This window comes from Mycobacterium shunyiense (genome assembly GCF_058270035.1).
In genome coordinates, this window is the sequence record NZ_JBZDPT010000019.1 from 325533 (window position 1) to 339281 (window position 13749).

Here is a 13749-nt window from a genome sequence, read left to right on the forward strand (position 1 = left end):
GCGTTCGTTGACCGGGGACCCGTTGCCTGCGGTGTTGCCGGTGGTGGCTGCCGCGCAAGGTGCGGGGTTGATCACCGCCGATCACGTCAAGGTGTTGCGTGATGCGGTGCACCGGCTACCGGGATTCGTCGACGTCTCGACTCGTGAGCAGTTCGAAGCCGACCTGGTGCGGGTCGCGGTCGGGGTGGGTCCCAAAGAACTCAAAGACACCGCCGAGTTGCGCCTGTTCCTGCTCGATCAGGACGGCCCCGAACCTGATGACACCGAACGGGCCCGCAAACGCGGGGTCAGTGTCGGCAAGCAGGGCCGCGATGCCATGACCCCGTTGACGGCGAACCTGACACCCGAAGCGGCGGCGGTGTGGGAGGTGCTGTTCGCCAAGTTCGCCGCGCCCGGGATGTGCAACCCCGATGATGAGCAGCCCTGCACGTCGGGCACCCCCACCCAGGCCCAGATCGAGCAGGATCAGCGCAGTTTGGCTCAGCGTCAGCACGACGCGCTGATCGTGATCGGGCGGATCGCGTTGATGACGGATCTGGGCCAGCTCAACGGGTTACCGGTGTCGATCATCGTGCGCACCACCTTGCAAGACCTGGAATCGCGTGCCGGGATCGGGGTCAGCGGGGGTGGGACGAAGATCCCCATCCGCGACGTCGTCCGCATGGGTGCTCACGCCAGTCATTACTTGGCGGTGTTCGATCGGGCCACCGGGGCGGCGTTGAACTATTTTCGGGCTCGGCGTGTCGCCAGCCCGGCTCAACGCATCATGCTCATCGCCCGCGACGGGGGCTGCACCAAACCGGGCTGCACCGTCGGCGTCTATGGCTGTCAAGCCCATCACGGCGAGGCCGACTGGGCTGCCGGCGGGAACACCAATGTCGACGTGATGGCGCTGGCCTGCGGATCCGACAATCGCCTGGTCGATGACCACGGCGGCTACAGCACCACTATCACCGCCGACGGTGTCGTGCAGTGGCACCCACCGCCAGAGCTGGATCACGGCCAAAACCGCATCAACTACCTTCACCGCCCCGAACTGCTGCTCACCCCACCCGGCAATCAGCCGGAGCGTGAGCCCGACCCCGACCTCACGCCCGAACCCGACCTGACACAGCCACAGCCACAGCCACAGCCACCGGATCTCACCCGCGAGCCCGAACCCGAGCACTACCCCGAGCGGGACCTGGACTGGGACCCGCAGTGGGACCGGCAGTGGAATCCCGACTGGGACCGGCAGTGGGACAACGACTTCGACCCACCCCCACCCCACCCGGACTACCTCTGGGACACAGACCCGTTCACCACAGACCCGTCACACCCAGACCTGTCCGCGCCCGAACCGGCCCACCCCCGACTCCCACCCGCCTGGGACCTACTCGACCACCCCGACCCATGGCAACGCATCGACAACCACCGCACCACCGGAGGCAAGGCAGTACGCGGACCTTAGCTAGGCATTACATCCGGGGCCGTCGAGTTGGTCCCTAGATCGGGTTGAACGACGAGATCAGCCAACCCCCATCGATTTTCGTGAGCCCGACCTTCACAGCGCTGGCGGCCTGTGCCGGTTCGGGGTTGTCGCGGCTGGTTGTCGCCTGGTTCAGATAGACCAACACCTCCGCAGTGTCGGACTGCACGGTGATCGGAGCAGCGCGAACAACCGACGCAGTGGCGCGGATGTCCTTCTCCTTGGCCGCCGGCGCGACGAACTTGTTGGCGAACTCGCTGTAGTAATCCAGGAAGTCACCGGTCAGTTTGGATTTCGCCGTAGCGAAGTCCTGATCCAAACTGTCTGGCGCATAGGACAACAGCGCCACTGAACCTTCAGAGGCCGCATCGACCACCGTCGCAGACGCTGCGACACTCCCATGGTCGGCGCGGTACACGCCGAAATAGAGCGCTGCCGCCGAGCTCGCCGAGGCCAGCAGTAGGCAGACGACGGCGATCGGTCGCCACCGCCGGGCAACGCGATGGATCCACCGCTCCTGATCCTGTGGAGCCTCCTCGAGGCTCGCGTCGACTTCGGCGGCCTGCGGCTCCTCGGGGATTGATTCGGTCTCCGAAGGGATTTCGACGTCAGGTTCGGTACCGGTACTTGGTTCTGCTGTGCTGGTATTCACGGGACGAACTCCACCTTCGACATCTTGATCTGTCCCCCGTCTCGGACCATCGTGACGCTCAGCCGCCAGTTGCGCGGCTGCTGATTGGCGCCGGCCGAGTTGCTGACCGTGGTTGCGGTGCTGACGAGGACGACTGCGGAGTCCGCGTCCATCGACTGGACAGCGGTGGCCTTTGCCGTGGCCTTCGTCGTCGCCTTCGAATCCTGCGCGGCTCTCACCAGGTCCTCGGCCGACGATTCGATGTCCTCTTTGAACTGTCCGGTCGAGTTGTCGACGATCTGCTTGACGTTCTCCTCCGCCTTGGCACTGTCGATCGACATCAGGGTGACTGCGGCTTGCGAGGCCGCCGCCGAGAATTCCGCGCGGCGCTGCTGCTCACGGTCGGTCTGCTGGTGAAACCAGATCAGGTATCCGCTGGCTGCCAGCAACGCACCGCTGACAAGGATGGCGACACCGGCGAGCACCGTCGCGAGTTTCGGTCGCCATCTGCGTTTTTCGTCCGAAGCCGGTGGCTGGTCCTCAGTATCGTCCTCGTCCGAAGGGTGGGCCTGATCTGGCAACTCCGCGTCGTCATGCAGCGGTGAATCGTCGTCGCTCAGCGGCGAGTCGGTGTCGTCGACGTCATCGAGCACGGTCGGCTCAGTTTCCTCGTCGGGGCGGCTGAGTAACCGCATAGTGCACCTCCGGTTGGTCTCGGCCGCACGCTAATGCGGCCGGAACCGGCGCCGACGGCGGTGTCCCACCCAGCGGACAAATCCGTTCTGACGAAATCACCAATTCCGCAATGAGCACAACGCGCCTTTGGGGCCGGCAGCGCGGTGGACGACGATCCCGTCGACGGCCAGCTCACAACGCAGAGTCTGGCTGGGTTGCGGAGCCAAGCCGGCCGTGGTGACGGTAACCATGGCCCATTTCATGGGGTCGGCGAGCATCGTCTCGCGAATCCAGGGCTTGCCGGGCTCAAGCGTCAGATCGTCCCTAGGACTGAACTCGTAGGGATTGTGGCTGTAGTCGGCCCACGTCGGCGGGTCGACCTCGCGGAAGTAGATGCCGACAGTCGTCGGCTGCTCCGCGGTCACCGTGTAGGTCACGTGGTGGGGCATCGGCTCCTCGTCGGCGTATGCCGGGGTCGCCACGGCCGTACCAGCACCCAGGCCGACCGCGAGAAGCGCGCTGACGGTGCCTGCGCGCCAACGCTTCAACACCGCGCGGTCCCGCGAATCACAGGTCACCACGAAGCCACCTGCTCGTTCCATCGCTCGACACACAGCTCAGGAACAGCCCGTCGGGCGCCTGTGCGACGGTGTTCTCGAAACCTGTGCATGGGGTGTTCTCCTCGCGAATACCTTTGAGCGGCGGCGACCGGAAGTAGCGCGGCTCGTAACGGCGCGGCGACCCACAGAACACCACCCGGCCCCAGGAGGTGGTGCCGAAGACGTAGTACGCGGTGTCCGAGCACGGCGCGCCGAGCACGACGCCACCGGTGATCCCGGGTACGCATGAGGGTTCACTGCAGCCGACAGGTTCTGCGCCCGCCGGCGACGGAGCGATCATCGTCGCCGCAACGAGCAGGCCTGCCGTGGCTACCACCGGTATTCGCACGTACGACACTGTGGCACGGCTGAATCCGGCCGCCAGCTCATGGCCCACTAGGTGGGACATTGTCCGTCAGAAGACGGAAGAAGTTGCACAGTGAACACTGCCGCGGCGACCACCGGTGGCCGGCGTACAGAGGAGTTTGGTCATGCGGGTGTCGACTGCGTTCATTGGGGCGGCGGTGCTCACCGCCACCGGGGTGGCCGGCTTGTGCAGCCCGGTTGCCGCGGCATCTCCGAGTTGGGGCCTCAACGGCACGTACACCGCCACGTCGAACGGCGAGTGGGCGAAAACGAATGACATCTTCCACGACGAGGCCAGCATTCGTGGTACCTGGACGATCTCCACGACGTGCAGTTATCCCAGCGAGTGCACCGGCACCGTCGACACCGACTGGGGATGGAGCGCGCCGATCTACAAGAAGAGCGGCGTCTGGTTCGTCAAGAAGACGGTCGACAACTGGCAACCGTGCGGGGACGGCACCGCTGGTCCCGGCCTGCAGGTATTCCGCTTCTTCCCCTCGAACGCGGACGCCACCGCAACCGATCCGGCGTCGACGACATTGCTGGGCGAGGACTCGACCACCGGCGTCAGCGGGTCGTGTGGCAGTAGCAGGGTCGTCTTCATCACGATGCCGTTCAAACTCGTGAAAACGGCCTGAACGGAGAGCTTCTCAGCTACTCGGTCAGGTAATGCCAAAGCCCCCGCAACGGATTCCATTGCGGGGGTTTTGACATTCACGGGCAATCAGGTGGTGAACAGGTCTTTCCACGTCGGGTCGCCGGTCGGCGGCACCAGATCGGTCTGCCGGTACACCTTGCCGTCCGGTGTGGCGTACCGCCCCGTGCGCGGATCGTAGGTGGCGATCGCAACCGACGGACCATGAGATCCATTGGGAGTGAACGCACTCGGTGCCATCATCGGCGCATCCGGGCTGGGCGGCACCGCATCTGCCGGCGGTGCGACAGGCGCCTCGACAGGCGCCTCGGCAGGCGCGGCAGGCGGCGGCATCGGGGTGCCCTCGACCGGTCCGTGGATGGCCCCGTCCCGATCGACCCGCGAATCCGGCGCTATGCCCTGTGCCAGCAGATTGGGATCGATCGGGTACGGGCCGAGCGGGTGCTGTCGCATCGCCAGTGGCTCGTAAGGCCGGTCGCTGTCGCAGATTTCGACGGTGGGGGCACGTTTTCCGGGTTTCCCCATGCACGGGTAGTTGCGCGCTCCGCGGACACCGATCGGCGAATCCTGCGGCAGTTTGCAGTACAACCCGTCGGGAGTGTCGATGTCGCTGGTGTCCTCCGGAGATCGCCAGGCCGACGGCGGTAGGAATCCGACGGTGCATGCAGGCGGATCTCCGATGTTGAGGGTGAAGTCTCCCAGCGACATTCCAACCGGGTTGTTCTTCGGCGCACCGTAGGACTGTGTAGAGGCCACGACCGGGGGCAGCAGCACCAGCAATTGCTCCAGCGAGGGGTGATAAGTCACCCCGACCTGACCCAGGCTGGTGAGGTTGGCGAGCAACAGAGGCAACGTGGGTTTGACTTGATTGAACAAGCGGGACGCTTCGTCCGCAGTTCCCGGCCCGTCCTTCAGCAGGGTGCGCACGTGCTGGTCGTCGTCGGCGACCTGCTTGGTTATTCCGGCCATGCTCCGGGCCCAGGTGCGGATCGCATCGACCGACTCGGCCTGCCCGTCCAGCAAGGGTGCACCATCGTCGATGAGCGCCCGGGACTGATCGGAGGCAGCATTCGCCTCGTTGATCAGTCTCGACGAAGAGTCCAACAGCGCTCCCATGTCATTTCCAGTCCCGTTGAACGCCTTGAAGGTTTCGTCGAGCAGCGGGCTGATCTTGTCCTTCGGGATGCTGCCCATGAGTGAACTGACCTGATCGAGCATCGGCCCCACCGCTTGGGGAATCGACGTGCTGGATGCCGGGATGACCGACCCGTCGTGGAGATACGGTCCCGAGTCGTTGCGGGGCTGCAGATCCACGTACTGCTCGCCCACTGCCGACACACTGAGAACTGCGGCGTGCAGGTCAGCGGGCACCTTGGGTGACGTGTTCAGCGACAGCGTGGCCACCGCTCCGTCACGGGTGGGCCGCACCTCGGTGACCTTCCCCATCTGCACGCCTCGGTACGTCACGTTCGAGAACTGGTACAGCCCACCAGTTCCGGGCAGTTGCAGGGTCACCGTCATCCGCCCGATTCCCAACAGGGTCGGTGCCTGCATGTACACGATGCCCATCAGAGCCATCCCGATCACCGACGCCACCGCGAAGATGACCAGCTGAATTCGCACAAAACGGGTGAGCATCAGTTGCCACCTCCGTTCGGCGCTGCTGCAGGGTCGGAAGGCGGCGTTACAGCCGGCGGATCGGACTGCCCTTGGTCCGGAGCCGGGTCGACCAGCGGCGGCATCGTCGCCACTGCGGGTGGTGGCGGAGTCAGTGGCATGTTCAGGGGATCCTTGGTGTAGTTCGAGAACCAGGGATCGCCGGGCGCCGGCGTCAACGGCAGGCCCTCCTGGCCCCATCTGGTCCCCAGGAACAACCCTCTCTTCAGTCGCGGGACGGTGAAGTCGAAGGTGATGAACTGGTTGAGGTAGTCCCCGCGAATCGCCCGGTCGATGAAGTTCTGCGGATAGGGGAACGCCGGTGCGTAGGCCAACACCGTGCCCAGATTCGGGCCGACGTCGGCCAGTGCCTTCACCGTAGGTTCAAGGTTGCGCAGGTTGGTCAGCAGGTCGTCCCTCGTCGCATGGACCAGCTTGGTCGCGGTGTCGCTGAACTGACCGAACTTCTCCAAAGCCGTGGTGATGCGCGGGCGTTCCTTCACCAGGACGTCCAAGGCCGGAGGGATCCGTTGCAGCGCCGTGGTGATCACCTCTTGCTGTCCGGACAGCGTGCCCGCCAACCGGTTCAGTGCCGTGATCGAAGCGTTGATGTCGTCGCGCTGGTTGGCGAACATCCCTACGATGTCGTCGAGGCGAGTGAGTAGATCGCGAATCTGGTCTTCGCGGCCGCCCAGCGCAGCGTTGAATTCGGTGACCAGGTCGCCGATCTTGCCCAGACCACCGCCGTTGACGAGAACCGATAGCGACGACAACGTCTGTTCGGTCGACGGATAAGTCGAAGTCTGGTCGAGCTCGAGCGTGGCGCCCGGCGACAGCCGTCCTGACGGCGACTGCCCCAGCGGGGGGTCGAGTGCTATGTGCATGGACCCCAGCAGACTGGTCTGACCGACGGTGGCGACCGCGTTGGCCGGAACGACGACGTCGGGCTTGACCGAGACCTCCACGTCCGCGTGCCAGCCCTTCACCACCATGCGGGAGACGCTGCCCACGATGACATCGCCGATCATGACAGGCGAATTAGCCTCCAGCGTACCAATATTCGCGAGCTCAACATGATAGGTCGTGGCGTCAGCCCCGCGCCCCACCGTGCCGGGCAGCGGCAGCGAATTCAGTCCGTGGAACGCACAGCCCGTCAGGGTCGCCGCTGCGCAGGCAGCTGTCACGGCCAGGCGCGTCAATGACCTCCGAGCGCTCATGGGGTGCCTCCTGGGGCAGAGGGTGCGGGGGGCGGAGCCATCTCGGCGGGTAGGAGCATGTCCCCCAACGACTTCGGAGCTTGTACCGGTGTGTCCGAGACGATCGGCGATCCGGGGTACGCCGCGGGTGAGGGGTTCGCGGGGAATCCGTTGGGTGCGTAGGAGCCCGGCGGGCCCGGGGGCGCACCCCATCCCGCCGGCGGCGCCACGTCATTGGCACCGGTGAAGGCCGACACCGCCGGCGGTTGGTCCGCGTACGGCTGCGGACGCCCGCCGGCCCCGCCAGGTGCGAGGTTGGGGTCGGTGTACACCAGGTTCTCCGGGCTCGGCGCCTTACGTAGGTAGGCGTTGAACGGCATCGGTAGGTAGTTGAAGTTGATCAACGACAGGGCCGGTCCGAGGTACTGGGCGCACAGCTTGGAGGATTCGGATGCCGTGGCGTTCTTCACCGCCGAGATCGCCGAGCAGACCACCGAAACCGGATCGGCGAAGTTCGACAGTGCGAAAGCGCCGACGGCGGTCCCACTGTCGGGGTTGTAGATGTTGTAGCCATTGGCGATCGCGTTGGGTGCCACGTGCAGGACGTTCTCCAGCTTGGCCTTGTTGTCCACCAGATTCTGGGTGACGTTGTTCAGCCGCTCCAGTTGCTCAGCAGTCTGATCGCGAGTGCCGGCGATGAACCGCCGGACGTTACCGACAGCATCGGCCAGATTGGTCAGCGCACCGTCCAGATCGGAGCGGCTCCCGTCGACAACGCTGGTGACATTGGCGAGATGTCCCTGGAACTCCACGATCTGGGCATTGCTGTCCCGCAGTGCCGTCACGAAGACCTGCAGATTCTTGATGGTGCCGACGAGATCGCCGCTCCCCTCGCCGAGGATCTTTGCGACACCGGACAACTGGCTGATCGCCTCGTGCAGTTTCTCACCGTTGCCGTTCATGGCGGCGGCGGCACTGTCGACGAACCTGCTCAGCGAGGTGGCCGACGCGCCGTTGATCGGCCCCAGGTCGCTCGCCAACCGCATCAGCTGATCCTTGACCTGGTCCCACTCGACAGGAACGGCGGTGCGCTCGACACCGATCTGCGCGCCGTCGGCCATGGTCGGTCCGGAGTCCTCATAGGCCGGGGCCAACTGGACATAACGAGCGGCAACCAGGTTCTGCGCCATCAGGATCGCCTTGGCGTCGGCCGGAATCTTCACGCCGTGATCGACGGCGAGGGTGATCCGAGCCTGCCCGCCGACCGGTTCGATGCTCTCGATGGAGCCGACCTTGACGCCTGCCACGCGGACCTCGTCACCCGGGTAGATCGCGGTGGCCGAGGTGAAGTACGCGGTGATGGTGGTCGGCTTGAAGGCGGTCTGCCGCACGATCACCACCGTGCCGGCCAGTGCCAGCGCGGCGAGCAGCACCAACACGGTGCGGCTGATCCGCTTGCGGTTGCGGGCGATCATCGACTTCCTCCAGGAATGCCGTTGTGGGGCCATGGGAATTCGGCGCGCGGGCCGGCATTGTCCGGCGGTTGTCCGGCATTGGTACCGCGCCGGAATCCGAAGGCGTAATCGAGGAAGGGCTGAAGGGTCTGCGCCGGCAGGAGATTCCCGACGAAGGCGTTGTAATACCAGCCGTTGTTCACCGATTCACCCTGGGTCACCTGGTATTTGGCGAGACCGGACAGCGCGCCCGCGATATTGTCGCGGTTCTTCTCCAGCATCGCCGTCACCGAGTTCAGCTGCTTGAGGGTGGGTGCGAGCTCTTCTTCGTTATCGTGGACGAGTCCGGAGAGCTGCTGGGACAGCGCGGAGGTGTTGGCCAGCAGGTTGACGATCGCGTACCGGCGTTGGTCGAGCACCCCGGTCAACGCGTTCGCGTCCAGCAGCAGCGTGTTGACCTGCTCGCTGCGCTTCGAGAGGATGCCGGTCACGTCGGCAGCGCTCTTGAGCAGGTTGGACAGCGACTCGTTGCGACTGTTCAGGGTTTCCGACAGCCGGGACAGACCCTCGAACGTCGGTCCCAGTTGCGGCGCCATGCGATCGATGGTGTCCGACAACGTATCGAGGGATTGCGTGAGCGCAGCAGTGTCGGTGCCGGCCGTGTTGTTCGTGAAGTCGCCGACGGCGTTGGTCAACGAATACGGCGACGCCGTCCTGGTGATGGGGATGGTGTCCGAGGCGCGCATGGTGCCCGCGCCGGCCGGTTCGAGGGTGAGCATCCTGGCACCGAGCATGGTTCCGGTGCGGATGTGCGCGGTGGTGGCGGAGCCCAGGCGCACCTTGCTGTCGAGAGTGAAGGTCACCAGCGCCTTGCCGTGACTCAAGCTGACGTCGGTGACAAGGCCCTTGGTGACGCCGGAGATCTTGACATCATTACCGGTGGTGATCCCACCGGCCTCGGCGAACAGCGCGTGATACTTCACCGACGTGGCCCAGGACCACAGCGCCTGAGGCTGGAGCCCAACGGCGATGATCATCGCGATCAGCACGATCCCGATGAGTCCGCTCCGAATGAGGTGCGATCCACGGTATTTCAGCATCAGGGCTCCCCACAGCGTCCGGTGTTCTGCATGATCCACGGGAAGTACGCGGTGCGTCCCTGCAGGTCGGTGACCCGGACATTCATGCCGCACAGGTACTGATTGATGAAGCTGCCATAGGCCCCCAACCGGACCAGCTTGCGGTAGTTCTTGGGAGCGTTCTGCAACGAAAGGTCCATCCGCGCCATGTCGTCCTCATTCGAGAGCAGCGGCGCCAGCCGGGTGAGTTGATCGACGGTGCCTGACAGGGGCGGCCGAGCCTGGGTCATGAGGTCTGTCAAAGATGCGGTTCCGTTGTCGAGTGCGGTGATCGCCTCGCCGATGGGATCGCGCTCCTGGGACAGACCGGTGATGAGTTGTTGCAGTTGCTCGACGGCTCCCGAGAACTTGTCACCATCCTTGGCAACTGTTGCCACGGTGGTTTTCAGGTTGTCGATCAGCTGCTGCACGGTCTGCCCGTTGTCGGCGAGCGCCTGGGTGAACGAGGTCGTGTGCGCCATCAGCGATTCCACCGTGCCGCCCTGGCCCTGCAGGATTTGGATCAGCGAGTTGGTCAGCGCGTTGACATTCTGGGCGTTGAGTCCCTGGATCACGGGCTTGAGCCCACCGAGCAGCAGATCGAGATCCAGTGCCGGCTCAGTGCGCTCGAGCGGGATCTGTGAACCCGCCGGCTGGATCTTGGTCGATCCCGGACTGTCGAGCAGCTCGAGATAGCGGTTGCCGACCAGATCCAGATAGCGCACCGCGATCTTGGTCGCGGTGGTCATGACGACTTCGCGGTCGGAGTCGAAGCGGACCAGCACGGTGTTGTCAGGTTGCAGCGCAACGTCGTTGACCGTGCCGACACGAATACCGGCCACCCGCACGGAATCGCCGACCTTCAGACTGGACGCGTCGCTGAACACAGCCGAGTATCCATTCGTGGATCCGGTGCGGTACTGGCCCATGATCGCGAACAACGCTGCGGTCAGGAGCAACATCGTCACGCCGAACGCGCCGAACTTGATCGCGGTGCCGATGCTGCGCGTCATCCCGGTTGTCCTATCTGAGGTGTGTTGCGGGGCGGACCGTCGAGCGGGCCGTACAGCGCCTGCTTGAGACCCTCGGAGTTCAACAGGATCCCCTGGTTTCCGTACTGCGCCGGGTTGGCATCGATGTCGGTGACCACGAACGGCGGCCGTTGTTCGAAGCCGACCTCGGGCAGGCCCTGGCACTGCGGGCCGCCGGTGGCGGCAACCTTCGGCAGGTTGCCCGGGTAGCGATAGCGTTCGGTGCCCAGCAGGAACGAGTCCAGCAGCATGACGCCAGGTAGCGGCTGTGGCGGTCCCATCGCCAGCGGCACCATTCCCTTGAGCACACAGTTGAGTGCCGGGTTGTACTGGTTCAGCAGATTCGTGGTCGGCACCAAGAGCCGCATCGCGTCGCTCACGCCGGCGCTGTTGGTGGAGACCACCTCATTGCCGACGTCGGCCAGTCCGATCGCGCTGACCAACAACGCATCCAGATCATTGCGGCGATCGACAACGGTATCGCTCAGTCGCACCGCGCTGCGCATGGACTCGACCAGGTCCGGTCCGGCGTCGGCGTAGGCATTGAAAACCTGTGGTGCGACGGCAATTTCATGACTCAGCGTGCCGAGGCTGGGGGCGAACTTGGCCAGCATGTCGTCCAGATCGACCAGAGTCTGGCCGAGCTTGTCGCCGCGACCGTCGATGGCCTGGGCCATCGCGCCGAGAGTCTCGTTGAGCTTTTCCGGTTGGATCTGTGCCAGCACCGACACCAACTGCTCGAACACCGTGTTGATCTCGACGGTGGTGTGCGTGGCGTCGAGCACCTGTCCGGCGTACATCGAATTCTTCGACGGCTCCGGCGGCGGCACGAGCTGGACAAACTTGGCACCGAACACGGTGCTGGAAGCGATCTCAACACCGGTGTTGGACGGAATCAGTTGCAGATCATCGGGATTCATCGCCAGCCGAAGTGCTGCCTGCCCGTCCGGCAGCGTGTCGATGGCCACGACCTTGCCGACCTGCGCTCCGTGCAGTTTGACCTTGGCATCGGGGTTCATCACCAGACCGGCCCTCGGCGAGATGACGGTCACCGAGGCGGTGGGCGCGACCCCGCCGCGGAACAGCACGATCGCGCCGGTGACGAGCGCGGCGATCACCGCGACCGTGGTCAGCCCGACCAGAAGACGTTTAGCGTCACGCGACATCGGATGCCTTCTTTAGCCGGAGAGGTTGAAGTTGCCGTTGGAGCCGTAGACGGCCAGCGAGATCAACAAGGTGATCGAGACGACGACGATCAGCGACGTCCGGACCGCGTTGCCGACGGCGACGCCGACACCGGCCGGGCCGCCGGTCGCGAAGAAGCCGAAGTAGGTGTGCACCAGCAGAATTGCCAACGCCATCAGCAGCGCCTGCAGGAATGACCAGAGCAGGTCGATCGGGTTGAGGAACGTGCCGAAGTAGTGCCCGTACAGGCCACCGGACTGCCCGAGTAACACGACGGTGGTGAACTGACTGGCCACGAAGGACAGGATCACCGCGATCGAGTACAACGGGGTGATCGCGATCATCCCGGCCACGATGCGGCTGGACACCAGGTACTCGACGGGCCGGATCGCCATCGCCTCGAGGGCGTCGACCTCCTCGTTGATCCGCATGGCGCCGAGTTGCGCGGTGACGCCGGCGCCGAAGGTGGCGGCGAGACCGATTCCGGCGACGATGGGCGCCGAGATCCGAACGTTGATGAAGGCGGCCAGGAACCCGGTGAGCGCTTCGATGCCGATGTTGCCCAGCGAAGAATAGCCCTGGATCGCCAGGACCCCTCCGGTCGCGAGGGTCAGGAACCCGACGATGACGACGGTTCCGCCGATCATCGCCAATGTGCCTGCACCCATGCTGATTTCGGCAATCAGCCGGACGACTTCCTTGCGGTAGTGCACCGCCGCATGGGGCATGCCCGCCAGCGCCCGCCCATAGAACAGGACATGGTCACCGATGCCGCTCAGCGCGGCACCCGGCCGACGTACGGCCCGGGACAGGCGCGGGTACGCCGACTGAAGTACTGCCGTGGCGGTCATCGCGTGGTCATCTGGATGCCGATGGCGGTGACCACCACGTTGACGACGAACAACGCCATGAAGGCGTAGACCACCGTCTCGTTGACGGCGTTGCCCACCGCTTTGGCACCGCCACCCGAGACGGTCAGACCGCGGTAGCACGCGACCAGTCCGGCGATCAGGCCGAACAGGGCCGCCTTGACGCAGGAGATGATGACCTCCGGAATGCCGGTGAGCAGGGTGATACCTGCGGCGAACGCGCCGGGGTTGACGTCTTGGACGAACACCGAGAACAGGTATCCGCCAAGGATTCCGATGATCACCACGACGCTGTTGAGCAGGAGCGCCACCAGACCCGAGGCCAGCATCCGCGGGGTGACCAGACGCTGGATCGGGTTGATGCCCAGCACCTCCATGGCGTCGATCTCCTCACGGACGGTCCGCGACCCCAGATCCGCGCACATCGCCGTCGCTCCGGCACCGGCCACGATCAACACCGTCACCATCGGCCCCACCTGGGTCACGGCGCCGAACGCCGCGCCCGCACCGGAAAGGTCGGCCGCCCCCAGTTCCCGCAACAGGATGTTCAGGGTGAACGACACCAGAACCGTGAACGGGATCGCGACCAACAGCGTCGGCGCCATGGAAACCCGTGCCACGAACCAGGATTGGTCAAGGAATTCGCGCCATTGGAATGGTCTGCGCACCGTGAATCTGGCGGCATCCACCGACATGGCGAACAACCCACCCACCCCCTCGAGTGGGCCGGCGAGTTGTCGCTGCAGCATCGGGTTCTCCTTTTCTGCGTGGGGGGGTCACCCGGTGACCGGTATGACCTGGAACACGTCTCGACCGGGGAACCATCGCAGTTCACAACCGAGCGCA

The 13749-nt window shown here is 64.9% G+C and carries 14 protein-coding genes; 2 read left to right on the top strand and 12 right to left on the bottom strand.

Annotation, left to right across the window (positions count from 1 at the left end; genetic code table 11):
• The coding region (locus tag AC4ELS_RS13750; RefSeq protein WP_499047763.1) for a DUF222 domain-containing protein at window positions 1-1450 on the top strand (1450 nt) is incomplete at its 5' end.
• Window positions 1451-1484: 34 nt separating this feature from the next.
• Here AC4ELS_RS13750 and AC4ELS_RS13755 read toward each other — a convergent pair.
• The 4 genes from AC4ELS_RS13755 to AC4ELS_RS13770 all read right to left on the bottom strand — a co-directional run bounded on the left by AC4ELS_RS13755 (window position 1485) and on the right by AC4ELS_RS13770 (window position 3674).
• Window positions 1485-2120 carry a twin-arginine translocation pathway signal gene (locus AC4ELS_RS13755; RefSeq protein ID WP_448443970.1) on the bottom strand — a complete coding sequence of 212 codons (636 nt, stop codon included), beginning with the start codon at window positions 2118-2120 and terminating at the stop codon, window positions 1485-1487.
• On the bottom strand, window positions 2117-2794 hold the full coding sequence (locus AC4ELS_RS13760) for an Rv1363c family protein (protein ID WP_448443972.1): 678 nt from the start codon (window positions 2792-2794) through the stop codon (window positions 2117-2119). Before AC4ELS_RS13760 ends, AC4ELS_RS13755 begins: the two co-directional genes overlap by 4 nt.
• A gap of 96 nt (window positions 2795-2890) precedes the next feature.
• Complete coding sequence (locus AC4ELS_RS13765; protein WP_498886048.1) at window positions 2891-3376, bottom strand: Rv2576c family protein; 486 nt, start codon at window positions 3374-3376, stop codon at window positions 2891-2893.
• Entirely contained in the window at window positions 3342-3674 is a 333-nt protein-coding gene (locus AC4ELS_RS13770) for a hypothetical protein (RefSeq protein ID WP_174554334.1), read from the bottom strand. The genes AC4ELS_RS13765 and AC4ELS_RS13770 overlap by 35 nt, the downstream gene beginning before the upstream one ends.
• A 190-nt stretch (window positions 3675-3864) precedes the next feature.
• Between AC4ELS_RS13770 and AC4ELS_RS13775 the strand changes: the two genes are divergently transcribed.
• Window positions 3865-4377 carry an Rv2253/PknI dimerization domain-containing protein gene (locus tag AC4ELS_RS13775; protein WP_448443976.1) on the top strand — a complete coding sequence of 171 codons (513 nt, stop codon included), beginning with the start codon at window positions 3865-3867 and terminating at the stop codon, window positions 4375-4377.
• 86 nt (window positions 4378-4463) lie between these two features.
• On the opposite strand, the gene AC4ELS_RS13780 is transcribed toward AC4ELS_RS13775, so the two are convergent.
• From AC4ELS_RS13780 to AC4ELS_RS13815, 8 genes are read right to left on the bottom strand one after another with little or no spacing between them, the layout of a single operon-like run.
• The gene (locus AC4ELS_RS13780; protein WP_498886050.1) at window positions 4464-6032 is read right to left on the bottom strand and encodes an MCE family protein; all 1569 of its coding nucleotides are present in this window, start codon (window positions 6030-6032) and stop codon (window positions 4464-4466) included.
• Window positions 6032-7267 carry an MCE family protein gene (locus AC4ELS_RS13785; protein ID WP_499047765.1) on the bottom strand — a complete coding sequence of 412 codons (1236 nt, stop codon included), beginning with the start codon at window positions 7265-7267 and terminating at the stop codon, window positions 6032-6034. Before AC4ELS_RS13785 ends, AC4ELS_RS13780 begins: the two co-directional genes overlap by 1 nt.
• A complete protein-coding gene (locus tag AC4ELS_RS13790; RefSeq protein WP_499047767.1) occupies window positions 7264-8721 on the bottom strand; it encodes an MCE family protein in 1458 nt (485 codons plus the stop codon). The genes AC4ELS_RS13785 and AC4ELS_RS13790 overlap by 4 nt, the downstream gene beginning before the upstream one ends.
• The gene (locus tag AC4ELS_RS13795) at window positions 8718-9800 is read right to left on the bottom strand and encodes an MCE family protein (RefSeq protein WP_064878335.1); all 1083 of its coding nucleotides are present in this window, start codon (window positions 9798-9800) and stop codon (window positions 8718-8720) included. The genes AC4ELS_RS13790 and AC4ELS_RS13795 overlap by 4 nt, the downstream gene beginning before the upstream one ends.
• Window positions 9800-10831, bottom strand: coding sequence for an MCE family protein (locus AC4ELS_RS13800; RefSeq protein WP_448443984.1), 1032 nt, complete (start codon window positions 10829-10831; stop codon window positions 9800-9802). The genes AC4ELS_RS13795 and AC4ELS_RS13800 overlap by 1 nt, the downstream gene beginning before the upstream one ends.
• Complete coding sequence (locus tag AC4ELS_RS13805) at window positions 10828-12015, bottom strand: MCE family protein (protein WP_499047769.1); 1188 nt, start codon at window positions 12013-12015, stop codon at window positions 10828-10830. Before AC4ELS_RS13805 ends, AC4ELS_RS13800 begins: the two co-directional genes overlap by 4 nt.
• Window positions 12016-12027: 12 nt before the next feature.
• Entirely contained in the window at window positions 12028-12885 is an 858-nt protein-coding gene (locus tag AC4ELS_RS13810) for an MlaE family ABC transporter permease (protein WP_064878301.1), read from the bottom strand.
• Window positions 12882-13652 carry an MlaE family ABC transporter permease gene (locus AC4ELS_RS13815; protein WP_055110583.1) on the bottom strand — a complete coding sequence of 257 codons (771 nt, stop codon included), beginning with the start codon at window positions 13650-13652 and terminating at the stop codon, window positions 12882-12884. Before AC4ELS_RS13815 ends, AC4ELS_RS13810 begins: the two co-directional genes overlap by 4 nt.
• Window positions 13653-13749: the final 97 nt, after the last annotated feature.

Excerpts from the sequence above, each read along its gene's own strand:
- AC4ELS_RS13795 (WP_064878335.1), bottom strand. The coding sequence starts at position 9,800 with ATGCTGAAATACCGTGGATCGCACCTCATTCGGAGCGGACTCATCGGG.
- AC4ELS_RS13775 (WP_448443976.1), top strand. The coding sequence starts at position 3,865 with ATGCGGGTGTCGACTGCGTTCATTGGGGCGGCGGTGCTCACCGCCACC.
- AC4ELS_RS13785 (WP_499047765.1), bottom strand. The coding sequence starts at position 7,267 with ATGAGCGCTCGGAGGTCATTGACGCGCCTGGCCGTGACAGCTGCCTGC.
- AC4ELS_RS13810 (WP_064878301.1), bottom strand. The coding sequence starts at position 12,885 with ATGACCGCCACGGCAGTACTTCAGTCGGCGTACCCGCGCCTGTCCCGG.
- AC4ELS_RS13805 (WP_499047769.1), bottom strand. The coding sequence starts at position 12,015 with ATGTCGCGTGACGCTAAACGTCTTCTGGTCGGGCTGACCACGGTCGCG.
- AC4ELS_RS13790 (WP_499047767.1), bottom strand. The coding sequence starts at position 8,721 with ATGATCGCCCGCAACCGCAAGCGGATCAGCCGCACCGTGTTGGTGCTG.
- AC4ELS_RS13770 (WP_174554334.1), bottom strand. The coding sequence starts at position 3,674 with ATGATCGCTCCGTCGCCGGCGGGCGCAGAACCTGTCGGCTGCAGTGAA.
- AC4ELS_RS13760 (WP_448443972.1), bottom strand. The coding sequence starts at position 2,794 with ATGCGGTTACTCAGCCGCCCCGACGAGGAAACTGAGCCGACCGTGCTC.
- AC4ELS_RS13800 (WP_448443984.1), bottom strand. The coding sequence starts at position 10,831 with ATGACGCGCAGCATCGGCACCGCGATCAAGTTCGGCGCGTTCGGCGTG.
- AC4ELS_RS13780 (WP_498886050.1), bottom strand. The coding sequence starts at position 6,032 with ATGCTCACCCGTTTTGTGCGAATTCAGCTGGTCATCTTCGCGGTGGCG.
- AC4ELS_RS13765 (WP_498886048.1), bottom strand. The coding sequence starts at position 3,376 with ATGGAACGAGCAGGTGGCTTCGTGGTGACCTGTGATTCGCGGGACCGC.
- AC4ELS_RS13815 (WP_055110583.1), bottom strand. The coding sequence starts at position 13,652 with ATGCTGCAGCGACAACTCGCCGGCCCACTCGAGGGGGTGGGTGGGTTG.